General features: G+C 40.3%; 23 protein-coding genes, 1 tRNA gene, 1 riboswitch and 1 other annotated feature (1 of these 26 only partly in view). Of the genes, 22 read left to right on the forward strand and 2 right to left on the reverse strand.

Annotation, left to right across the window (positions count from 1 at the left end):
• Positions 1 to 4: 4 nt before the first annotated feature.
• Positions 5 to 1,777, forward strand: coding sequence for an excinuclease ABC subunit UvrC (gene uvrC, locus MPH60_RS03440; RefSeq protein ID WP_241593836.1), 1,773 nt, complete (start codon positions 5 to 7; stop codon positions 1,775 to 1,777).
• 61 nt (positions 1,778 to 1,838) lie between these two features.
• Positions 1,839 to 2,015, forward strand: a riboswitch (Lysine riboswitch).
• A 90-nt stretch (positions 2,016 to 2,105) separates the two neighbouring features.
• Positions 2,106 to 3,338, forward strand: coding sequence for an aspartate kinase (locus MPH60_RS03445; RefSeq protein WP_241593835.1), 1,233 nt, complete (start codon positions 2,106 to 2,108; stop codon positions 3,336 to 3,338).
• Positions 3,339 to 3,400: 62 nt separating this feature from the next.
• On the opposite strand, the gene MPH60_RS03450 is transcribed toward MPH60_RS03445, so the two are convergent.
• The gene (locus tag MPH60_RS03450) at positions 3,401 to 3,874 is read right to left on the reverse strand and encodes a YslB family protein (RefSeq protein WP_241593834.1); all 474 of its coding nucleotides are present in this window, start codon (positions 3,872 to 3,874) and stop codon (positions 3,401 to 3,403) included.
• Positions 3,875 to 4,259: 385 nt separating this feature from the next.
• On the opposite strand from MPH60_RS03450, the gene MPH60_RS03455 reads away from it, so the two are divergent.
• From MPH60_RS03455 to MPH60_RS03530, 16 genes are all read left to right on the forward strand, one after another.
• Positions 4,260 to 4,868 (forward strand): succinate dehydrogenase cytochrome b558 subunit, encoded by a 609-nt coding sequence (locus tag MPH60_RS03455; RefSeq protein WP_048689016.1) that lies wholly within the window; start codon positions 4,260 to 4,262, stop codon positions 4,866 to 4,868.
• Positions 4,869 to 4,938: 70 nt separating this feature from the next.
• Positions 4,939 to 6,690: a succinate dehydrogenase flavoprotein subunit gene (gene sdhA / locus MPH60_RS03460; protein WP_095390769.1), complete on the forward strand. Its 1,752-nt coding sequence runs from the start codon at positions 4,939 to 4,941 to the stop codon at positions 6,688 to 6,690.
• A gap of 17 nt (positions 6,691 to 6,707) precedes the next feature.
• Entirely contained in the window at positions 6,708 to 7,481 is a 774-nt protein-coding gene (gene sdhB / locus MPH60_RS03465) for a succinate dehydrogenase iron-sulfur subunit (protein ID WP_048689018.1), read from the forward strand.
• A 228-nt stretch (positions 7,482 to 7,709) separates the two neighbouring features.
• Entirely contained in the window at positions 7,710 to 8,174 is a 465-nt protein-coding gene (locus MPH60_RS03470; protein WP_241593833.1) for an acyl-CoA thioesterase, read from the forward strand.
• A 122-nt stretch (positions 8,175 to 8,296) separates the two neighbouring features.
• Complete coding sequence (locus MPH60_RS03475; RefSeq protein ID WP_028392149.1) at positions 8,297 to 8,521, forward strand: helix-turn-helix domain-containing protein; 225 nt, start codon at positions 8,297 to 8,299, stop codon at positions 8,519 to 8,521.
• Positions 8,522 to 8,742: 221 nt separating this feature from the next.
• Positions 8,743 to 9,186 (forward strand): MarR family winged helix-turn-helix transcriptional regulator, encoded by a 444-nt coding sequence (locus MPH60_RS03480; RefSeq protein ID WP_101222835.1) that lies wholly within the window; start codon positions 8,743 to 8,745, stop codon positions 9,184 to 9,186.
• A 10-nt stretch (positions 9,187 to 9,196) separates the two neighbouring features.
• On the forward strand, positions 9,197 to 10,000 hold the full coding sequence (gene racE / locus MPH60_RS03485; protein ID WP_241593832.1) for a glutamate racemase: 804 nt from the start codon (positions 9,197 to 9,199) through the stop codon (positions 9,998 to 10,000).
• A 172-nt stretch (positions 10,001 to 10,172) separates the two neighbouring features.
• On the forward strand, positions 10,173 to 10,331 hold the full coding sequence (locus MPH60_RS03490) for a hypothetical protein (protein ID WP_241593831.1): 159 nt from the start codon (positions 10,173 to 10,175) through the stop codon (positions 10,329 to 10,331).
• Positions 10,332 to 10,467: 136 nt separating this feature from the next.
• Positions 10,468 to 11,547 carry a GerMN domain-containing protein gene (locus MPH60_RS03495; protein ID WP_241593830.1) on the forward strand — a complete coding sequence of 360 codons (1,080 nt, stop codon included), beginning with the start codon at positions 10,468 to 10,470 and terminating at the stop codon, positions 11,545 to 11,547.
• Between the two features lie 195 nt (positions 11,548 to 11,742).
• On the forward strand, positions 11,743 to 12,825 hold the full coding sequence (locus tag MPH60_RS03500) for a GerAB/ArcD/ProY family transporter (protein WP_241593829.1): 1,083 nt from the start codon (positions 11,743 to 11,745) through the stop codon (positions 12,823 to 12,825).
• On the forward strand, positions 12,822 to 14,297 hold the full coding sequence (locus MPH60_RS03505) for a spore germination protein (protein ID WP_241593828.1): 1,476 nt from the start codon (positions 12,822 to 12,824) through the stop codon (positions 14,295 to 14,297). Before MPH60_RS03500 ends, MPH60_RS03505 begins: the two co-directional genes overlap by 4 nt.
• Positions 14,294 to 15,415, forward strand: a complete 1,122-nt coding sequence (locus tag MPH60_RS03510) for a Ger(x)C family spore germination protein (RefSeq protein WP_241593827.1) — start codon at positions 14,294 to 14,296, stop codon at positions 15,413 to 15,415. The genes MPH60_RS03505 and MPH60_RS03510 overlap by 4 nt, the downstream gene beginning before the upstream one ends.
• Positions 15,416 to 15,629: 214 nt before the next feature.
• A complete protein-coding gene (locus MPH60_RS03515) occupies positions 15,630 to 16,241 on the forward strand; it encodes an XTP/dITP diphosphatase (protein ID WP_241593826.1) in 612 nt (203 codons plus the stop codon).
• Between the two features lie 2 nt (positions 16,242 to 16,243).
• Positions 16,244 to 16,756, forward strand: coding sequence for a metallophosphoesterase (locus MPH60_RS03520; protein ID WP_241593825.1), 513 nt, complete (start codon positions 16,244 to 16,246; stop codon positions 16,754 to 16,756).
• Positions 16,757 to 16,928: 172 nt separating this feature from the next.
• A tRNA-Arg gene (locus tag MPH60_RS03525) sits at positions 16,929 to 17,002 on the forward strand.
• A 194-nt stretch (positions 17,003 to 17,196) separates the two neighbouring features.
• Positions 17,197 to 17,397, forward strand: a complete 201-nt coding sequence (locus tag MPH60_RS03530; RefSeq protein ID WP_048688856.1) for a hypothetical protein — start codon at positions 17,197 to 17,199, stop codon at positions 17,395 to 17,397.
• Positions 17,398 to 17,699: 302 nt separating this feature from the next.
• Here the strand turns inward: MPH60_RS03530 and MPH60_RS03535 are convergent, their stop codons facing one another.
• A complete protein-coding gene (locus tag MPH60_RS03535; RefSeq protein WP_241593824.1) occupies positions 17,700 to 17,960 on the reverse strand; it encodes a hypothetical protein in 261 nt (86 codons plus the stop codon).
• A gap of 274 nt (positions 17,961 to 18,234) precedes the next feature.
• On the opposite strand from MPH60_RS03535, the gene MPH60_RS03540 reads away from it, so the two are divergent.
• The 4 genes from MPH60_RS03540 to MPH60_RS03555 all read left to right on the forward strand — a co-directional run bounded on the left by MPH60_RS03540 (position 18,235) and on the right by MPH60_RS03555 (position 21,387).
• Positions 18,235 to 18,990, forward strand: coding sequence for a DUF2087 domain-containing protein (locus MPH60_RS03540; protein WP_241593823.1), 756 nt, complete (start codon positions 18,235 to 18,237; stop codon positions 18,988 to 18,990).
• A 13-nt stretch (positions 18,991 to 19,003) separates the two neighbouring features.
• On the forward strand, positions 19,004 to 19,366 hold the full coding sequence (locus MPH60_RS03545; RefSeq protein WP_241593822.1) for a GIY-YIG nuclease family protein: 363 nt from the start codon (positions 19,004 to 19,006) through the stop codon (positions 19,364 to 19,366).
• Between the two features lie 1,092 nt (positions 19,367 to 20,458).
• Positions 20,459 to 20,734: a GNAT family N-acetyltransferase gene (locus MPH60_RS03550; RefSeq protein ID WP_241593821.1), complete on the forward strand. Its 276-nt coding sequence runs from the start codon at positions 20,459 to 20,461 to the stop codon at positions 20,732 to 20,734.
• Between the two features lie 152 nt (positions 20,735 to 20,886).
• Positions 20,887 to 21,387: a M15 family metallopeptidase gene (locus tag MPH60_RS03555; RefSeq protein ID WP_241593820.1), complete on the forward strand. Its 501-nt coding sequence runs from the start codon at positions 20,887 to 20,889 to the stop codon at positions 21,385 to 21,387.
• Positions 21,388 to 21,687: 300 nt separating this feature from the next.
• Positions 21,688 to 21,866: a binding site (T-box leader), on the forward strand (it continues 80 nt past the right edge of the window).

A 21,866-nucleotide genomic window follows, 5' to 3' on the forward strand; every position in this document is an offset into this window, starting at 1 on the left:
ATGCATGAATCAACAAATAAAGAATAAACTTGCCCTTCTTCCCGATCAACCTGGTTGTTATTTAATGAAAGATCGTCAGGGAACGATCATCTATGTAGGCAAAGCGAAAGTGTTGAAAAATCGTGTCCGTTCTTATTTCACGGGATCGCATGACGGAAAAACATTCCGGCTCGTGAATGAAATTGAGGATTTCGAATATATCGTCACCTCTTCCAATATCGAGGCTCTTATTTTAGAGTTGAACTTAATCAAAAAACATGACCCAAAATATAATGTCATGCTAAAGGATGATAAGACGTATCCCTTCATAAAGCTGACTGCGGAACGCCACCCACGTCTAATCATTACGCGAAAAGTCAAAAAAGACAAAGGTAAATATTTCGGTCCTTATCCGAATGCATTTGCAGCTAACGAAACGAAAAAATTGCTTGACCGCATCTATCCCCTAAGAAAATGCAATACTTTACCGGATCGCGTTTGTCTCTACTATCACCTTGGCCAGTGCCTAGCCCCGTGTGTTTATAATGTAGAGGAACAGGAATATAAAAAAATGGTGGATGATATCAACCGGTTCTTGAACGGGGGGCATACTGAAATAAAAAAAGAACTGACTGAAAAAATGCTGGAGGCATCAGAAGATCTCGATTTCGAGAGGGCCAAGGAGTTCCGTGACAAAATTGCCCACATCGATATTACGATGGAAAAGCAGAAAATGATGACGACAGATTTCATCGACAGGGATGTATTTGGTTTTGCCTATGATAAAGGCTGGATGTGCGTTCAGGTATTTTTTGTCCGGCAGGGTAAATTAATAGAAAGGGATGTTTCACTTTTTCCTGTCTACGATGAACCCGAACAGGAACTTCTTACATTCCTCGGTCAGTTTTACGAGATTACGAACCACTTTAAACCAAAGGAAATCTTGCTGCCTGAATCAGTGGATGCCGAAATGGCCGAAGGGCTGCTTGGTGTCAAAACGATTCACCCGAAACGGGGAGCGAAAAAAGACATGCTTAAATTGGCGAATAAAAATGCCTCCATCGCGCTTCAGGAAAAATTCTCTTTGATAGAAAGGGATGAAGAAAGAACGATCAATGCGGTGGAAAACCTCGGGAAGCAACTGGGTATCTACACTCCGCATCGAATTGAAGCTTTCGATAACTCCAACATCCAGGGAAGTGACCCAGTTTCCGCTTTAGTCGTGTTCATTGATGGAAAGCCGGAAAAAAGGGAGTACCGCAAATATAAGATCAAGACGGTCCAAGGGCCTGATGATTATGAATCGATGCGTGAAGTGGTCAGAAGAAGGTATTCAAGAGTATTGAAAGAAGGGCTTCCGCTTCCGGACTTGATCATCATTGATGGCGGAAAGGGACATGTCGAAGCAGTTCGGGATATTCTGGAAAATGAATTGGGCCTTGATATTCCACTTTCAGGCCTCATTAAGGATGAAAAGCATAGGACCTCGCAATTGATGATCGGAAATCCGCTTGAAATCGTACCTCTTGATTCACGGAGCCAGGAATTTTACTTATTGCAAAGAATTCAGGATGAAGTGCATCGGTTCGCGATTACGTTTCATCGCCAGCTACGCGGGAAAAATGCGGTTCACTCCCAGCTTGATGATATTCCAGGAGTCGGGGAAAAGCGAAGGAAGCAATTATTAAGGCATTTTGGATCATTGAAGAAAATCAAAGAGGCGACGGCCGAGGAAATCATGGAAGCTGGCATGCCAAAAGGGGTAGCCGAGGGAATCGTTAGAAAATTACAAGAATAATCTTGCTACCGATAAATCTCTATGCTATGATTAAAAAGAATTTTTAACTAGACAACTTAAAAGTGCTGATAGAGGTGCGGAATTCAAGAGTAAAAACCTGGAGAAGTATGAGCTTCCATGAAAGGTTTTGAAAGGGGATGACGCCGAAGGAAGACAAGACTCATACCTTGTTTTCCTGGTCCGACATTTAATAAATGGCGGATTGTCAGGGTTTATACCCTGGAGAGCTATCTCACTGTGTTTACAGTATTTAGATATGTGATCACAGCAATGAGATATTTCTCATTGCTTTTTTTATTGCCTAAAAAGGTAGAGAGGGTGCATGGGGATGGCATTAATCGTTCAAAAATTTGGCGGAACATCCGTCGGAAGCGTAGAAAAAATCAAAAATGTTGCCAATCGGGTAATCGAGGAAGTGGAGAATGGAAATGAGGTAGTCGTCGTTGTTTCAGCGATGGGGAAAACCACGGATCAATTGGTTTCCATGGCGCGGGATATTTCCGGAACCCCGAGCAAGAGGGAAATGGATATGCTATTGACTACGGGGGAACAGGTAACGATTTCCCTGTTAACGATGGCATTGATTGAAGAAGGACATGAAGCCATTTCATATACTGGCTGGCAGGCTGGCATGCAAACGGAATCCGTTCATGGGAATGCCCGGATTTTAAACATCGATGCCACGAGGATCCAAGCTCAGCTTCAGAAGAAGAAAATAGTGGTCGTGGCCGGTTTCCAGGGGACCGATGCAAATGGGGAAATTACTACCTTAGGGCGAGGCGGTTCCGATACGACGGCGGTTGCTATCGCTGCAGCGCTGAATGCGGATAGATGCGATATTTATACGGATGTAACGGGCGTTTTCACAACGGACCCCCGCTACATAAAAGGCGCACGGAAACTCCAATCCATTTCTTATGATGAAATGCTGGAACTTGCCAATCTGGGGGCGGGCGTCCTTCATCCAAGGGCTGTCGAATATGCAAAAAATTATCAAATACCGCTTGAAGTCCGTTCAAGCATGGAGAGAGAATCAGGAACGATCATTGAGGAGGAAGCAACTATGGAAGAAAACTTAATTGTACGCGGGATTGCTTTTGAAGACAGTATTACGAGGGTCACCATATATGGTTTGCCCCAATCACTTGGTGCATTATCCACAATCTTCACGACACTTGCGAAAAACCGGATTAATGTGGACATCATCATTCAAAGCATGACTGCCGAGGATACGACGAATCTATCTTTTTCCACAAAAAGTGAAGATACGGAAGCGGCCTTGATTGTGCTGGAAAATAATAAAGAACAATTGGGATTCGACCGAGTCGAAACGGAGAGCGGATTGGCCAAAGTATCCATCGTCGGTTCTGGAATGGTATCCAATCCGGGAGTGGCTGCCGAGATGTTTGAAGTGATGGCCAATACAGGCATCCAGGTGAAGATGGTCAGCACATCTGAAATTAAAGTTTCCACTGTCGTCAATGAAAAGGAAATGGTGAAGGCGGTTGAATCTCTTCATGAAGCATTTAAACTAGGTCAGCATGCAAATGTGCTAGCGTAAGTGTCTGAGTCCAATAAAAAACAGACTTCCGGTAAAAAGGGTAAGTCTGTTTTCAGGGCTCATTAGATTGGATCTCTGGGATCCCATTGGATGGTGAATATCACTTTTTTTGCGCGGCGTTTGATTTCTTCCGTTGATTCGCTGAGGAATTTTTTTTGCAGTGTAAACTGCTCGGCAAGGAAACCGGCTTCAAGTTGGAAGTGACAATCAGGGTGTAAATCCAAGCGGCGGCTGATTATTTCACCTGTCAGGGATAATTCCATCTCGTGTTTCGTATATTTCAAGATTTCTAGATTGCCCCATCCGGCGCTTTGGAAAAATTCAATCACTTCCTGATCGCCATTCAATGGGAATTTTCTTGCTAATTGTTTACCTGCCCAATAGAGGATTTGATTAGAGTCTTTTCCGAGAATATCGTTCAATAGAACTTCTCTGATTAATTCGTATCCGAAAGCTGGAACCAGGAATTCTTCAGTTGTTTGAATTTCTTCAGTTTGAATCTCTTCTTCTATCGCAGCAGCAATATTTTTTTTCATAATTTATCGCCTCTTTCTGTAAATCTATTATAAACGTATTTCTTTTGCAAATTATACTGTTTTTTATTTATTTAAATAACAATTGGAAAAAAATGAGAAATTATACCGAGATATTAATAGGTAAATGAGAAATTTATTCAAAATATCATCTTGACAAACAAAAAATAGCCAATTTAATCCAATAAAATCTATTCTGAAAAAGAGATTTCTTGTATCCGTTTTCTTGACGCACATAGAAGTCAGGAGTAAAATGGACATGTCACATAATTGTAAAGGAAGTATAGAGGATTTTTTTTTGACTCTATACTGTATTTTCACGCGGAGATAAAAGGTAGCCACCAGTTTATCTTTGCATGATTTTTCACAAATTAAGGGGGGGCACTTAGTGGCAAAAAATCGTGAGTTTGGGAATCGCAGGCTTCATTCACTTCTAGGAGTAATTCCAATTGGTCTATTCCTAATTTTTCATTTATCGGTAAACTTTATGGCAACAAAAGGAGAAGAAACTTTTAATGGGGCAGTTCATTTAATTGAGTATACGCCCGTGAAGATTTTGGTAGAATGGGTCGTCATCTATCTACCGCTCATTTTCCATGCTGTATACGGAATTTATATTGCCTTTACAGCCAAAAACAATTTAGGCAGATTTAGTTTTTTCCGTAACTGGATGTTCATGCTACAACGCCTAACTGGAATCATAACGTTGATTTTCCTTGTTTGGCATATATGGGCAACTAGAATTCAAGCTGCTATGGGTGCAGAAGTTAACTTTGACATGATGGCAGAGATTTTCTCCAGTCCATTCATGCTTGTGTTCTATATTGTCGGTGTTACCTCGGCAATCTTCCATTTTGCTAATGGATTATGGTCATTTGCTGTGAGCTGGGGTCTTACAGTTTCACCAAGATCGCAAAGAATCATGACTTACTTTACATTGATCGTTTTCGTTCTTCTTACTTATATCGGAATCAGCGCAATTTTCGCATTCGTATAAGAAGATAGAGTTCATTTATAAGAATTAGGAAAAACTTAGCTTGGCTAATGGAAATAAGGGAGTGACAGAATTGGGTAAAGGTAAAATAGTTATCGTTGGTGGAGGTCTAGCTGGTTTAATGGCTACGATCAAAGCAGCAGAGCTGGGACAACAGGTTGATTTATTTTCTTTAGTGCCTGTTAAACGCTCTCACTCAGTTTGTGCCCAAGGCGGAATCAACGGGGCAGTAAATACAAAAGGTGAAGGGGATTCTCCATATATCCACTTCGACGATACAGTTTATGGCGGAGATTTCTTGGCTAACCAACCGCCGGTTAAAGCGATGTGCGAAGCAGCACCATCAATCATCCATATGTTTGACCGTATGGGTGTTATGTTCAACCGTACTCCGGAAGGTCTACTTGATTTTCGTCGTTTCGGTGGTACTCAACATAGCCGTACAGCATTCGCTGGTGCAACAACTGGTCAGCAATTACTTTACGCATTGGACGAGCAGGTTCGCCGTTATGAAGTTGAAGGCCTTGTAACAAAATATGAAGGCTGGGAATTCCTTGGAGCTGTCATCGATGATGAGCAAACAGCACGCGGAATCGTAGCTCAAAACCTGACTTCAATGGAAATCAAATCATTCCCTGGAGACGCAGTCATCATGGCGAGCGGCGGCCCTGGAATCATTTTCGGTAAATCAACTAACTCAATGATCAATACAGGTTCAGCAGCATCCATCGTTTATCAACAAGGTGTAAATTATGCTAATGGTGAGTTCATTCAAATTCACCCGACAGCAATCCCTGGAGATGACAAACTTCGTCTAATGAGTGAATCCGCTCGTGGTGAAGGTGGACGTATCTGGACATATAAAGACGGAAAACCTTGGTATTTCCTTGAAGAAAAATACCCTGCTTATGGTAATCTAGTACCTCGTGATATCGCGACTCGTGAAATCTTCGACGTCTGCATGAACATGAAGCTTGGCATTAATGGTGAAAACATGGTTTACCTGGATCTATCACATAAAGATCCGAAATTACTTGATATTAAACTTGGCGGAATCATTGAAATCTACGAGAAATTCATGGGCGAAGATCCTCGTAAAGTTCCAATGAAAATTTTCCCTGCCGTTCACTATTCTATGGGCGGACTTTGGGTGGATTATGACCAAATGACTAACATCAAAGGTTTATTCGCTGCAGGTGAGTGTGATTACTCACAACATGGCGGTAACCGTCTTGGTGCGAACTCACTTCTTTCTGCAATCTATGGCGGTTCAGTCGCTGGACCGAATGCCGTTAAATATATTGAAGGCCTTGATAAAACTTCAGAATCCATTCCTTCTTCATTGTATGAAGGGTACGAAAAACAAGAACAGGAGAAATGGAATGAAGTCATGTCTCTTGATGGTAACGAAAATGCGTACGTCCTTCACAAAGAACTTGGTGAGTGGATGACACAGCATGTTACTGTAGTTCGTTACAATGACAAGCTGAAAGAAACGGATAACAAGATTCTTGAGCTGATGGAACGTTACAAGAAAATTAACATCAATGACACGGCTAAATGGAGTAACCAAGGAGCTGCGTTCACTAGACAGCTGCAAAACATGATGCAATTGGCTCGTGTAATCACAATTGGTGCGTTAAACCGTGACGAAAGCCGCGGAGCGCATTACAAACCTGATTTCCCAGAACGTAATGATGAGGAATTCATGAAAACTACTATGGCAACATTCAAAGGCTTGGATCAAGCACCTGAATTCCATTATGAAGATATTGATGTATCACTGATCGCACCGCGTAAACGTGACTACACTACGAAACACTAAAGAGGGGGAGCAAAAAAATGGTTGAAACTAAATCTGAGACTAAAACAGTCCGTTTTATAATCACTCGTCAAGATACACCGGATTCAGCTCCTTATGATGAGGAATTCGAATTAGCGTACCGCCCGAATATGAACGTAATTTCCGCTCTAATGGAAATCCGTCGTAATCCGGTAACTGTACAAGGCAAGCACACTACAGCAATCGCATGGGACATGAACTGTCTTGAAGAGGTATGTGGTGCTTGTTCAATGGTTATCAATGGTAAACCAAGACAATCATGTACAGCTCTTATCGATCAATTGGAGCAGCCGGTTCGTCTTGCTCCAATGCGTACATTCCCTGTCGTTCGTGACCTGCAAGTCGATCGCAGCCGTATGTTCGACTCATTGAAAAAGGTAAAAGCATGGATTCCAATCGATGGAACGTACAATCTTGGACCGGGACCGCGTATGCCAGAAAAGAAACGTCAATGGGCTTACGAATTATCTAAATGCATGACTTGCGGTGTTTGTTTGGAAGCTTGTCCGAACGTAAACAGCAATTCAGACTTCATGGGGCCACAACCATTATCACAAGTTCGTTTATTCAACGCACATCCAACAGGTGCAATGAACAAAGCGGAACGTTTAAATACAATCATGGGTGATGGAGGACTTGCAAACTGCGGTAACTCACAAAACTGTGTGCAGTCATGCCCTAAAGGCATTCCATTAACGACTTCGATTGCAGCGTTGAACCGTGATACGACGATCCAACAATTCCGTAACTTCTTCGGCAGCGATGAAGTTTAATAATGAACATGAAAGAACCTGTATCTTATGATACGGGTTCTTTTTTTCTCAATATAGCTGAGATTGATGTGTAAAATGATTGGCGTCACCCGGCAAATGCTGAATGATTCGATTAATGAAGTGAGTATGATCAATTTAAGCAGCTTACAATATAAAATACTTTTCATTATGGCTGTTTTCTTATAAAATGAGTGAATAGTCATTCATTTCAGAAAGGGTGTGCACAAGTTGGGCAGAATATCATATATCGATAATATAACGGAGTGGATCAATGATTTTTCCTTTAAACATGAGATTAAGGTCCGCTTTTCAGAAACTGATATGTTTGGGCACTTGAATAACACGATTCCTTTTACTTATTTTGAGGAAGCACGGATTGAGTATTTCAATAGCATGGGATTCATGAAGGATTGGACCTCTGCTGAATGCGGTGAGATGCCGGTTGTTGCTAACTTACAGTGCGATTACTTGAAGCAGGTGTTTTTCAATGATCGATTGACGATCCATGTGAAAGCTGACCATATCGGAAATTCTTCAGTGGATATACATTATATGGGGACCAAACAAGATGGTTCAATTTGTCTAACGGGCAGGGGGACGATTGTACAAGTCTCCAAGGCAACGGGAAAGCCGATACCTTGGACGGAAGAGATGAAGCAATCGATGTGCCATACTGTGCTGGAACATTCCTAAAAATATTTCCATTTAGACAAGTAAAAGAGTCACTCCATTGCCCCAGCCGACATACTATATCTTGACTAAATAGACACCCACTCCGGGTTTTATGCTGGTGAAGGCAAGGAGGGTAACATTACTTGAAGGAGAACGAATTCACTCATAAGCCACTACTCACCAAAAGAGAAAAAGAAGTATTTGAGTTACTAGTACAAGACAAAACAACAAAAGAAATCGCAGGTGAATTGTTTATTAGCGAAAAAACAGTTCGAAACCATATTTCGAATGCGATGCAGAAGCTTGGAGTTAAAGGACGTTCGCAGGCAGTCATAGAACTCCTTCGTATGGGAGAACTTAAGCTTTGATGTGTTAACTTTTAATACGTAAGCCTTATAAATATTTTCTCTCCCGTTCATTGGCAGCATATAAGGAAGGGCAAAACAATCTGGTTGTTTTGACTTCTTTGGATGCTGCTTATTTTTTTGAAGGGTTTTCAATATGATTCCAGGTAATCAATCTTGAAAATCATTTCACTTTCATCCAAAATGGTAGTATGATAAGTTTCATGAAGTGGGGAGCTGTGTGTATGGATGAAGAGAAGCAGGCGGCATATGTAGCCGATATCGAGAGGGAATTGCGCTATGTATCGTCATGGCTTAAGCAAAGGGGAAGAGAAATTCTCCATGATTATAAAATTACCATTCCTCAATTCGTGGCTTTGCAATGGCTTTTTGAATCAGGAGACATGACGATTGGCGAATTGTCCACGAAGATGTTTCTCGCCTTCAGTACAACGACGGATCTGATTGACCGCATGGAGAAACATCAGCTTGTCCAGCGTGTCAGGGATGAAAAGGACCGGCGTGTGGTTCGAATTCACCTTCTTGAAGAAGGTGAACGGATAATCGAAGAAGTGATTAATAAACGGCAGCAGTACTTGAGCGGCGTATTAGTCAATTTTAACGAATCTGACATCATGTCCCTCAAAGGGATTCTAGTGAAACTACATCAAGAAATGAAAGAAAAATGAGGCGAGTTTTTTGAAACAACCGATAGGCATCATTGATTCAGGGGTAGGCGGTTTGACAGTGGCTAAAGAAGTCATGCGTCAGCTTCCAAATGAAAATATAATTTACTTAGGTGATACAGCAAGATGCCCTTATGGGCCGAGGACCAAAAAAGATGTCCAAACCTTTACATGGCAAATGACGAGGTTTTTGATGAAGAAGGAAATAAAAATGCTGATCATCGCTTGCAATACAGCGACTGCAGCTGTACTGGATGAGATCAGGGCAACACTTCCGATTCCGGTGTTGGGTGTCATCCATCCAGGGGCAAGGGCGGCTTTGAAAGTTTCTGATTCCTTGCATATAGGCGTTATTGGTACGGAAGGCACGGTGAAAAGCAAAGCATATGACGACGCGCTTGCCTCCATCAATTCCGATGTGAAAGTGGATAGTTTAGCATGCCCGAAATTTGTCCCGATCGTAGAAAGCGGGGAGTTTGAAGGGGGTATCGTCAATAGGGTCGTGGCACAAACCTTGAACCCGTTGAAGAAAACGAAGATCGATACATTGATCCTTGGCTGTACCCATTATCCGCTGCTGGGGCCTGTAATCTCTTCCTATATGGGGGATGAAGTACAAGTCATTTCCTCTGGGGAAGAAACGGCCCGTGAGGCAAGTGTCATTTTGGATTACTATAAATTAATCAATAAAAGCAAGCTCCGCCCAGTTCATCGCTTTTATACAACCGGTTCCAAAGATATGTTTGGTTCCATCGCGTCGAGTTGGCTCGGTATTCATGTCAATACCATCGAAACAATTAAAATCGATCACTTATAAGACTTCCATTTGGAAGTCTTTTTTCTTGTCTTGAACAGACGGTGTTAGTATCGATACGGTGATTATGAGCCATATATCAGATTCATATTTTGGAACAAGAATTCCCTATCAACATAAAGCCTGCTATGTCTTTTCAAGAAGTGCGAAAGGGAAAGAAGGATATGCCGAATTTATGAACGAAGATGTAGGTGATGTCATCGGAAGACAGAAAGAAGGTTCAAGAACCTGTCTTGTCGGCGGTGCAGAAAGAGTGAGTGATTTCATCAGGGAAACGCAGGGGGATGAAATGATTCTGTCCATCATTCCGATTACACTTGGGGATGGGAGCTGATTGCTCAATCAGAAGCTGACAAAGATGCTGCAATACGGGCAAGATGCCGGGCTCCATATCAGAGAGAAAAATAATTGGTCTATTTTCCCCTAGGGCTCGTATAAATAGGAGTACAAACTGTCCTAGGAGTGATTTTATGTCCAATAAATCAAAAGTAACAATGGTTGTGACCATTCTGGCATCTTCTTTTTGGCTTTCGGGCTGCGGATTATTTGGCGGTGAAGAGAAAAAGGAAATCGATCCACCAAAGGATGTTTCATTAGTCGAGGATGAATCTTCATTGAAAGAAACAGAAACGAATGGTGAGGAAAAGCCAGCGGCTGATGGAGAATCAGGCGCTGTTGAATCGAAAACGGTGAAGACGGAGTTATATTTAATTGATAAAAGCGGGTATGTGGTTCCGCAGACATTGGAACTTCCTAAATCGGAAGCTGTCGCTAAACAGGCCCTTGATTACCTTGTCAGTAATGGACCAGTCACGGATAAACTTCCAAACGGGTTCAGGGCCGTCATTCCTGCCGATACCCAAATAAGCGTGAATATTAAAGACGGAGTGGCTGTGGCGGACTTTTCGCCGGAGTTCAAGAACTATCAGAAAGAGGATGAACTTAAAATCCTTCAAGCCATTACATGGACCCTGACACAATTCGACTCGGTCGATAAAATCCAAATGAGAATCAATGGAGAAGATATTTCCGAAATGCCGGTCAATGGCACACCGATAGATGAAAACATCTCAAGGTCGTCAGGAATCAATATCGATACGAGTGACGTAGTCGACATTTCCAATACAAAAGCACTAACCGTTTATTATGTAGGCGGTGACGAGGAGTACACCTATTATGTTCCGGTGACGCGCAGGATCAGTGAAACGGTGTCTGATAATGTAACGGCGGTCATTAAGGAATTAACGAAGAGTCCTTCAGGTTCTAGCCTGCAAACAGGGTTCATGAGTGATGTAGCTTTACTTGACGAGCCTAAAGTGGCAGAAGGTAAGGTAAGCCTCAATTTTAACGAAAATATCCTTGGAAGCTTTAAAGAGAAAAAGGTATCACAAGAAGTCCTTGATGCCTTGGTCCTTTCTTTAACGGAACAGAAAGGAATTGAAAGCGTTGAAGTGCAAGTGCAGGGCAGCGCAGATGTTCTTAATGAAGATGGAAAGAAATTATCCGAACCAGTGGTACGTCCAGAGAAAGTCAACACAGGAAGTTTTTAAGGAACGATATTATATTGGAAATAGCACGATGAGACAGCCTGACGCTGTCTCTTATTTTTTTGCCTCCAGAATTGCATTAGATGAAAACTAATACCCCTGCCTGGCAATTTCTCGTATCGTGAGAAAGTTTTTACATAAATAAATTTTTAAAAGGGGAAATTACTTTTAATAATGCGATCAATGGGGGGGATATTTTTGGATCAAAGGGTAATTCAAGCTGTACACATCTATGTTTTAATCATTATGAATACAGGATTCATGGTACATGTCCTGCTCCTTCCCAATATCTTGACTGCATCTCAACGCGATGCATGGATAAGTGTCATAATAAGTGTTGTTCCTTGTATCGTTTGGACCCTATTTATTTTTTATATTTATAAAAAACTAGATAAAGAAGATATAATCGATCTTCTAAAAAAATGGTCTACACCTTTGGTTACAAATATTTTCACGATGGCATTTGGGTTGTACTTTGTAATGAACGCATTCATTACCGTCAAATTTACAGTGATTTGGGCAAAAGCTAATTACACTCATGACATCCCAAACATCGTAGTCGTCAGCCTATTCACTTTTATTTGTATTTTTGCAACGTATAAAGGAATACGCACCATAAGCACTTTGGCTCTCCTGTTTCTTCCGTTCGTCACTTTTTTCGGGATATTTGTGGGGCTGGGGAATACGACTAATAAGAATTACGAATTATTGTTCCCGATATTAGAAAGCGGGTATCGCAATACTCTAAATGGTATTTTGTATACGAGTGCAGGATATTTAGAAATGATCGTTTTTTTATTTTTGACTCCTTACCTGAAAGATAAGCTAAAAGCCAAGTGGATTTTATTAGTTGGTGTAATTTTAATCATGCTGACGTTAGGACCACTCATGGGAGCGATTGCAGAATTTGGTTCTGTGGAAGCGGTGAAAATGAGGAATCCAGCTTATGAACAGTGGAAGTTGTTAAGGTTTGGCTATTATATCACTCGACTCGATTTCCTTTCCATTTTCCAATGGCTATCAGGTTCCATGATTCGAATAAGTTTATGTTTATTTATAGGATATAAATTAATCTCGAATTCAAAACATCAGAAGTGGATACTGCTTTCCTTATATTTAATGATTGTTATTGGAACGCTCATCCAGTGGGATGCCACTTCATTTTTTTATTTTATATATAAATATTTCTTTCCAATCAGTAGTCTGTTTCTCTTGAGTGCTGCAATTATACTGTTATTTCTTATCATAAAAAAAGGAAAAGGAAAAGGTGAAACATTATGAGGAAGGGAAAATTGAATGGAACACCTTCTTGCATTGGCCAAATCCAAAAATGGTTCGATCATTCCTCTGATGTTGATTTAAGAACAAAAACATTTGATCCCGAAGGTCGTTATTTGTTGGGGTTTTTATATGCGCCAAACTTAGTGGATATGCAATTTATCAATGAAGTGATACTGCCTACAATATCAAAAGCGATCCAAGAAAATGGGGAGTTAACGATTGATCGATTAAGCAACATTATGGAGATCGGTACGCTAAAAAAAGACTCCGATATAAAAGGGGAAGTAGAAAGCATTCTTTTTTCAGGAGACCTAATCATTATTAATGAATCTTCTGATGAAATTTACTATACCCCATTAGCTAATTCCCCTAAGCGAAGTCCGGAAGAATCCAATATAGAATCTTCCATTCGCGGACCTAGAGATGGATTTGTTGAGAATATATCGGATAACATGTCTTTAATTCGCCAAAGGTTAAAAACGTCAACACTTAAATGCATTGAATATACAGTCGGGGAAAGAAGTAAAACTAAAATATTGCTGCTTTATATAGATGACATTATTAATCCCTCAATTCTTTTGGATATTAAAAAACGATTGGATTCATTAAAGGTCGATATCATAGTCAGCAGTTACCAAGTTGAAGAGCACCTGTATGATACTCAATTTTCCATCTTCCCTTTAATGGATTATATCGGTCGACCGGACTATGTTGTTGAATCCTTGAATCAAGGGCGCTTTGCCATCCTGGTGGATGGGAATCCCACATGCTTGATCGGACCGACAAGCATTAATCAGTTACTGTATGCTGCTGATGACGCGCATGCAAGCTTTTTTTACATCAGTTTCATGCGCGTTCTTCGTGTAGTCGCCTTATTTGTAGCGGTTACGTTACCTGGTTTTTTTATAGCGTTAGTTTCCTATCAATTCGACCAAATTCCCTTTTCGCTTCTTGCGACGATTTCAATCACGAGACAGGGATTGCCGATCCCTGCTTCGTTGGAGGCTTTCATGATGATCATATTGTTTGAGCTATTTAAAGAAGCTGGTCTTCGCCTGCCAAAAGCTGTAGGTCCGACGGTTTCTGTATTGGGTGGGTTAATCATAGGTGATGCAGCGATTCGGGCAGGGCTGACTTCCCCCTCCATGCTTGTAATAATAGCTGTTACCGTTCTCGCAAGCTATACCTTAATCAATCAGAATATTGCTGGGAATATCGTTCTTATAAGGTTATTCATATTTGTGTGTTCAGCGTTTTTAGGCTTGTTTGGATTCTTCATGGGAATATTCCTTGTCTTGATTGTTGTGGTTTCGTTGGAAAGTTTCAGCCAGCCTTTTGTGAATCCACTTTCCAAGCCAAATAAATCGGATATGTTAAAAGTCTTGTTCAGGCTTCCGTATGGGATGTTAAAGCAGCGGAATCATGCTATACAGTCCACTGATAATGAACCTCAAAAGGAGTCAAACAAATGAGAAAGCTAATTGCAGTCATGGTTATTGGCTGTCAACTTTTACTGACGACAGGATGCTGGGGAATGAAGGAAATTCAAGCCCAAACATATGGAACAGCCCTAGGGATCGATTATAAAGAGGGTGAATTCATCTTATACTTTCAAGCGTTGAATTTTGCGGATATTGCAAAACAGGAGGGGGCAGCTATATTACAAGAAAAATCTAATGTTGTCATTGGGGAAGGTAAAGGGAAAAGTATCGAGGAAGCATTTACCGAATTAGAACAACATGCGGCATTACCGCTTTATATCGGGCATATTAACTCCTTCATTTTAAGTGAGCGTGTAATCAAGAATAAAATGAAGGATTTCATTGAATATGTAGGAAAAGAACCCTTATTGCGATACAATTCATGGCTGTTCGTTACGAACGAGGATATTAAAAAGGTGTTTAACAGTGATAGTTTCTTTAATCTTCCTAACATATTCACGATCATTCAAAGGCCAGAGACTGTTATTAATGAGAACTATTTCATTTCCCCGTTAAAATTCAGTGAACTGGTTTCAAAGTTTTATCAACCGGTCGGTTCCATTTTAATTCCCTCTTTGGTCATAGATGAGCATCATTTCTCAGGGAGCGGGAAAGGAAAGAAGATACCAACGTTGAATGGCGGCTATGTTTTATCAAAACAACAATATAAAGGGTTCGTAAGTAAACAAGATTTGATAGGTTTAAAATGGGTTGAAAACAAGGCGACAGTCATGTTTTTCTCCCTGAACAAACAAAAGGTAAGTGTTGAAATCATGGACCCCAAAACAAAAATCATAGTATTGGAACAACAAAAGAAACCTTTATATGAATTAGAGGTTAGAGCAAATGGAATATTGAAACAAAATATAAATAACTTGGATATGAAAAAAATCGAAAAAAAGGTAGAAGCAAAAGTTAAGCAAGATATTTTGAAGACATTGGAGACGGGGGGGGAAATCAATACAGACCTATTTAACATAAGTGAAAAGGCATACAGATACCATGTCAATAAGTGGGATAATAAAATGATTAATGCCTTTGATAAGACTTCAATAAATAACATAAAAGTTAATATCCATATTGAACATAGTGAAAATTACAAACGTTAGTTTATAAGTTTCAGGTTATTGCAGATGAGGGAGTTGTGTTAGACTTAATTTATCTGGAAAATTCAGCGGCCTATTGATCATGAAAGGCGGCGCTGAATTCGTCCGTTTGGCACTGGAGAAAAAGCGGCTTTTACATATAACGAGTTACAGCAAATTCTTTCTTAGCCCGAAAAAAGCTCACATGCCGATAAAATGAAAAAGGGTGAAATGAAAAATGAAGACAGTAATCATTGCAACGAAAAATAAAGGAAAAGCAAAGGAGTTCGAAAGCTTATTCTCTGCTAAAGGATATGAAGTCAAAACACTTCTTGATGTACAGGATGCTCCGGATGTTGAGGAAACAGGGACGACCTTTGAAGAAAATGCGATCCTGAAGGCAGAGGCCATTGCCCATCAGCTAGGCCGTTTTGTCATTGCTGATGATTCCGGATTGATTGTAGATGCATTGGAGGGCCGTCCAGGCGTATATTCTGCGCGCTATGCTGGAGAGTCCAAGAGTGATGCAGCAAACACTGAAAAAGTCCTCCGGGAACTGGAAGGCGTGCCAAAAGAGGATAGAACGGCGAGGTTTTATTGCGCCTTGGCACTAGCGTCACCCAACCAGGAAACGATTACGGTATCGGGAACGATGGAAGGCTTGATTACAGAACAGCCTTCAGGAGCGAATGGATTTGGTTATGATCCCATCTTTTTTGTTGAGGAACAGGGTAAAACAAACGCCGAATTGACAAAAGAGGAAAAAAACAAAATCAGCCACCGTGCGAATGCATTGAGGGCTCTAGATGAAAAACTTGATCTATTTCTTAAAGGGGAAGAAGGAATGTGACGATGAAAGTGCTAATAATGAGTGACAGTCATGGCTTAACTCACGAAATCAGCATGATTGCCGACCGTCATAAACAAGAGGTTGCTGCCATGATCCATTGCGGTGATTCAGAGTTGGAAAGAAATGACCCTCACATGTCGGAGTTCTTAGCTGTACGCGGGAATTGTGACTATGATTCGGGATATCCGAATGATATTGTGGAGAGTATCGCAGGCAAGCGTTTCTTCCTTACGCATGGACACCTCTATAACATAAATATGACCTTGATGAACCTATCTTATAAAAGTGAAGAGACAGGGGCGGATATTATTTGCTTTGGTCACTCCCACGCTGCAGGCTCCGAATTGATTGACGGCAAGCTCTTCATCAACCCGGGAAGCATACGTCAGCCGCGTGGACGAAAAGAGAAAACCTATGCCATTTTGGAAATCGGAAATGACCAACTTGAAATCATCTATTATGACCTTGAAGGAAAAATCGTAGAAGAACTAAGAAATGCTTATCAAATGGGATGACTTCATGTATAATGAACAGGAAGCGTTTTTCCCCGCTTCCTGTTCATAAAAAAAAGAAAAAACTTTTTATGAAAAACCGTTGACTTTCTTTTGATATCCTACTATAATAAGAAGTGTCCTAAGGGAACAGTTAAGGTAATACATAAGTTTTACCGCAACTTATATCATAAACGTCTCAGTAGCTCAGCTGGATAGAGCAACGCCCTTCTAAGGCGTCGGTCGGGAGTTCGAATCTCTCCTGGGACACTAACTAAAAAAAAGCCAAAACCTTTTAAGGTTTTGGCTTTTTTTACTTTTGGCTTAAGTCAACGAGGGTCATTTCAGTTTGCTATCCTTTTAACTGTTAAAGTTCGTATGACGACAAGAAGTTTTTTATTTCATATTTATCGCAGGTGGATGACCTTTTATGTCGAACTTGTTATAAATAAGGAGATGTTTAAATGAATAAAGATAGATTATTCAAGTTCATTCAAACTTCCACTCGGGGCAATTTCTTCTCAGTCGAAATAACCGAAGATGGAACAGAAGTGGTCCAATTAGCCAAGGAGTTAGAAAAAGAAGGAAGAATCAAGTTAAGGGAATGCACACGAAAAGAACAGGGTGTTTATCTGGAAGGAATACTTAAGTTTGTGCCTAGCTAATACTTAATGAGCCCCAACGGAGGACTGATATTAGGAATTTCATATGCTCCACAAACTCAGGCATCCATGATTGGATGCCTGAGTTTGTATCTGATTTTAAAGTAAAGTTGATTGGAGCGGGTGTGAGAGACTCCGGGCGAAAAGTGCGTCCAAGGGAGACCTCACAGGCGCAAAGGGCGCCAAGGAGGCTCCCGGACCGCCCGCGGAAAGCGAGTGGCTAACGTTCGAATTTTACAAAAATCAATGATTATCGAGTTTGTCTACAAATTCAGGTATCCATGATCGGATACCTTTTTTCTATATCAAATTCTATTTAATGTTTGGAGATTTTTTTTAATGATTTCACGGTTTTTGATTATTGCCGTATTCAATTCTTCGACGGGTGAACTTTTATCATCTTCTAAACTAAGCTGCATCCCACTTGATTGGTTTTGTATAAGTAATTCAATCGTATCGCGTAATTCTGGCAGTGATACATTGAATTGTTCAGATAAATGTTGTAATGCCTTGTGTAAATCGGTGTTATGGATTGATGGAACAATCGAATCGTTTTCATTTTTCAATAATATATCCTCCTCTAAAGCTTATTCACGCTTATATAGCATATTATTGGGGAAATTACGCTTATTATTCAATAAATTATATCGGCATAGTACCATGGGAATCTACTAATGGATGGTGTATTTGTAAGCCGGCTGTGTGTTAATGAAGCCTCTGGCCATCAAGGGCATCTTTAGATGATTTGCTGGAATTAAATCAGAAAAAACATTGACATAATGTAAACGAATTAATATTATGTTTATTATATTATAAACTTTATAGGGAAGTGTTTGTTTTATGAAGGACGCTGAAATGTTTTGGAACGCCTCTCAGGATGAGCTTAAACAAGGGTATATAGAAGGTGAGAACCAATTTGTTTGTTTGCTGTGCGGAAATGCAGTTGAAAAGGGGATAGTATATCCGAAAGATGGGGTTCTTTATGAAGCAAAGAGGTATATGCGAATTCATATTGAACATGCACACAGCTCCGTTTTTGAATATTTGATTGATCTCGATAAAAAACTTACAGGCCTTACGGACCATCAAAACCGGCTTCTTCGTCTATTTTACCAAGGGAAGAATGATGCTGAGGTTCAGGAGGAAATGGGGATTGGCAGTCCGTCCACCATTCGGAATCATCGTTTTGTGTTGAAAGAGAAAGAGCGTCAGGCTAAGTTGTTTTTAGCCCTGATGGAACTTTTGAAAGATAAAGATGAACATGCACCGGCATTTATCCCGCTTCATCAAAAAGCGACGATGGTTGATGATCGTTATAACGTTACCGAGGATGAAAAGGTGACTGTACTGAAAAAATACTTCCCTAAAGGCAGTCAGGATGCATTAAAGTCTTTCCCGCCGAAGGAAAAACAAAGGCTGATCATTCTCCAAGAAATTATGAATCGTTTTGAAAATGATCGGAAATACGAAGAAAAAGAAATCAATCAAATATTGGGTACCGTTTATCATGATCATGTTCTTTTGAGAAGATATTTAATAGAATATGGATTCTTGGATAGAAAGCCTGATGGGAGCCAATATTGGCTGAAGAAATGAGGAGGCAAGAAAGATGGATCGTAAAAAAGAATTGAAGCAATTATATAAAGAAACGAAAGTTGAAGCAGGTGTGTACCAAATCAGAAATACGGTAAATAATAAAGTTTTTATCGGAAGCACCAGGAATTTAAAGACGTTGAAGGGGAAGCAATTTGAATTGGAAGTCGGAACGAACACCAATAAAGTGCTGCAGGGTGAGTGGAACCAATATGGGAAAGATGCTTTTTCTTTTGAGGTACTGGAAGTATTGAAGCCCAAAGATACAGGATTTTTTGATGTTAAACGGGAATTGAAAAAGCTTGAAGAAATATGGATGGAAAAAATTCAGCCATACGAAGAACGGGGATACAATAGAAAAAAATCCACTGACTTGTAAGTGGCCTTTAAAACAGGGAGTCGTTTGTGGCTCTTTTTTTTGTGGGAAAATAATCAGGGGATCTCACTTGTTGTAAGTTTTTAAATGGTTTAAGCTAATAATGAGGGTCCTGTTCATGAAATGGGGGGAAACCCGTGGAGGACCTTCACTAAATAATTAATTTTAGGAGTTGCGAATGAAAAAAATAGGATGGACCATAACGGGGATAGGAGCAATCATAGCGCTGGGGGCCTTACTTTATCCTTTGGATGTTATTGATAAAACTCTGTGTATATATTTATTGCTCGGCGGTGCGGGGCTAATGTTTGTCGGGTCTATGTTCAGGGCCTTTTCGCTCCTGAAAAGATGATTGATTTAAAGGTTGATCAAAAAACATGGAGAAAAACCAATTGAAGCCCGGCAGCATCTGGCTAATGAACGCACCTTTTTAGCTGGGTAAGAACGGTGATAGCGGGGTTGGTTTTCTTGCGACAAGCCGCATTTTACGATTGGTAGGCATCGGGATCCCGGGTTGATCTGATCAGTATCATGCTGGGATGTTTGCATGTGTATGGGGCCTTGTGATTAGTGTTGGCGATGTTCGGTTATCTTCAGAAGAAGCGGCAAATCAAAGAAGGGAATTCCGGCCCTAGAGTGCGCACGTTATTCTAATCGCTATTTTTATGGTCATATTGTTATCGTTGATCATTTTATATTTTTTTTTTTCATAAAAGTGTAAAACTGTCCTAACATGTAAAGGGCAGTTTTTTCAGTTTCTACTATTAATATACTTATTCTTACATGGTTATGGAAAGATTTCTTCCATTATATAAAATCGATTAAAAACCTTATAAAAATATTTCATTCAGTATTGTATACGTCAGCTATGGTAAAGCTTAGGTATGGCTAGGAAAAGAGCGGTCAATTTTTGCCTTCCTTGAAAAATTACATATTTATCCTCCATCAGTTTGTGAATAAACTTCACATGGGAAATGCTAGCTTTAAAACTCTTCAAAGTACTTTACTTTATTCAATTTCAATCCCGTTTTAAATATTTGTTTAATTTCGATTTTGTGAGATATGATAAAGAGGAACTAAAAGGAGGTCATTAACATGGTTGATATCAGAAAAGGTGAAAGTTCTTTTTTTGTCGAAGAATCTGGTGAGAAATTAGCGGAAATTACATTCTTTAAATCAGGTGATGATGAAATCACGGTCGATCATACCGTTGTTTCTGACGAGCTGCGCGGGCAAAAGGTAGGAAATGCCCTTGTTGAAAAGGTAATAGGATTCGCAAGGGAGGAAAAACTGAAGATTGTTCCGGTTTGTTCGTTCGTTCAAAAACAATTTGAAAAACATGAAGAATACGAGGATGTATTGGCTAAATGAACCAGAGGGCTGGACCAGGGGAATTCATAACACCTGTGTTCAGCCCTTTGTCATTTTTAGATAATCTTAACCCCTTCAATTTCCAAGAAAAAAATAGTAAACGCCTTTCCGCCTACAGTGTTGTTCGCATTTAATATAGGGGAGGTGCCAGGATGGCCATCAAATTACAAACCCTATTGAATCGCGCAAAGGAAAATATGGGAGGCGGTATGAACCCGGTCGTGAACGAGACGATACTTGAAGTGGTTAAATTAGCTTATGAAGCGGGAATTTTTGTTCAAATAACGGCTGGTTATCGAAGTTTCCCAGAACAAAATGAATTATATGAACGAGGCAGAACGAATAAATCAATGCCTATCGTGACTTATGCCAGAGCGGGCCAGTCCTTGCATAACTATGGACTTGCTGTAGATTTTGTCATTATTAGTGATGACGGCAAGCGAACATTATGGACAGAGGACGAAAAGTGGACAAGGGTGGCAGCCATAGCAAAATCCCTGGGACTTGTTTGGGGAGGGGATTTTGAATTGTTCCGTGATTTTCCGCATCTTGGAATGTCAGGCGGTTTATCCACGAGAGATCTTCAAAAGGGATTGAGGCCGAATCTTGTATCGAGAGTGGCGTCAGCGAACAGTGAACGGGAAAATGGATGATCAGCCATTTGAGAATCTTGTGACTGGCATCATGTGGGTAGTGCGCGATATTTCAGTGGAGAAGTTCGTTATCACTTTAATAATTTTAATGAGATATCTTACGTTTTGAAAAATTAAATATTGAAAAAACTTTTTTTATAGAATGTGGTCATGATAGGTATGTAAGCGGATACAACAAATCTTTCAATTTAGAATTATCAAAAAATTTCAAAAAACCTGTTGACTACTACCTGAAATACACGTAAGATAATCACAAATACAAGACATCAAACATAAGCGTTTCGAAAAATATGAATAATGCGAAAAGCATTGAAGAGGATAAGTAGTCTTTTAAAAAGGCAGTCACAGAGAGCCGGGTAGCTGAGAGCCGGTATTGTCCCGAAAGATGAACTCACCTTGGAGTTTCAGCTTGAACGTCAGACTAGTAGGGCTGAACGGGTGCGTACCAGTACCCGTTACCAAAACAGAGAATAGTGTAG

It is taken from the genome of Peribacillus sp. Aquil_B1 (genome assembly GCF_022603275.1).
Lineage (GTDB): Bacteria > Bacillota > Bacilli > Bacillales > DSM-1321 > Peribacillus.

What these genes read in the sequence shown, in the direction of transcription:
- MPH60_RS03515 (WP_241593826.1), top strand. Translation starts at nt 15,630, where the DNA reads ATGAAGACAGTAATCATTGCAACGAAAAATAAAGGAAAAGCAAAGGAG.
- MPH60_RS03450 (WP_241593834.1), bottom strand. Translation starts at nt 3,874, where the DNA reads ATGAAAAAAAATATTGCTGCTGCGATAGAAGAAGAGATTCAAACTGAA.
- sdhB (WP_048689018.1), top strand. Translation starts at nt 6,708, where the DNA reads ATGGTTGAAACTAAATCTGAGACTAAAACAGTCCGTTTTATAATCACT.
- MPH60_RS03445 (WP_241593835.1), top strand. Translation starts at nt 2,106, where the DNA reads ATGGCATTAATCGTTCAAAAATTTGGCGGAACATCCGTCGGAAGCGTA.
- MPH60_RS03505 (WP_241593828.1), top strand. Translation starts at nt 12,822, where the DNA reads ATGAGGAAGGGAAAATTGAATGGAACACCTTCTTGCATTGGCCAAATC.
- MPH60_RS03545 (WP_241593822.1), top strand. Translation starts at nt 19,004, where the DNA reads ATGGATCGTAAAAAAGAATTGAAGCAATTATATAAAGAAACGAAAGTT.
- MPH60_RS03480 (WP_101222835.1), top strand. Translation starts at nt 8,743, where the DNA reads ATGGATGAAGAGAAGCAGGCGGCATATGTAGCCGATATCGAGAGGGAA.
- MPH60_RS03490 (WP_241593831.1), top strand. Translation starts at nt 10,173, where the DNA reads ATGAACGAAGATGTAGGTGATGTCATCGGAAGACAGAAAGAAGGTTCA.
- MPH60_RS03510 (WP_241593827.1), top strand. Translation starts at nt 14,294, where the DNA reads ATGAGAAAGCTAATTGCAGTCATGGTTATTGGCTGTCAACTTTTACTG.
- MPH60_RS03495 (WP_241593830.1), top strand. Translation starts at nt 10,468, where the DNA reads ATGTCCAATAAATCAAAAGTAACAATGGTTGTGACCATTCTGGCATCT.
- uvrC (WP_241593836.1), top strand. Translation starts at nt 5, where the DNA reads ATGAATCAACAAATAAAGAATAAACTTGCCCTTCTTCCCGATCAACCT.
- MPH60_RS03520 (WP_241593825.1), top strand. Translation starts at nt 16,244, where the DNA reads ATGAAAGTGCTAATAATGAGTGACAGTCATGGCTTAACTCACGAAATC.
- MPH60_RS03555 (WP_241593820.1), top strand. Translation starts at nt 20,887, where the DNA reads ATGGCCATCAAATTACAAACCCTATTGAATCGCGCAAAGGAAAATATG.
- MPH60_RS03540 (WP_241593823.1), top strand. Translation starts at nt 18,235, where the DNA reads ATGAAGGACGCTGAAATGTTTTGGAACGCCTCTCAGGATGAGCTTAAA.
- MPH60_RS03550 (WP_241593821.1), top strand. Translation starts at nt 20,459, where the DNA reads ATGGTTGATATCAGAAAAGGTGAAAGTTCTTTTTTTGTCGAAGAATCT.
- MPH60_RS03530 (WP_048688856.1), top strand. Translation starts at nt 17,197, where the DNA reads ATGAATAAAGATAGATTATTCAAGTTCATTCAAACTTCCACTCGGGGC.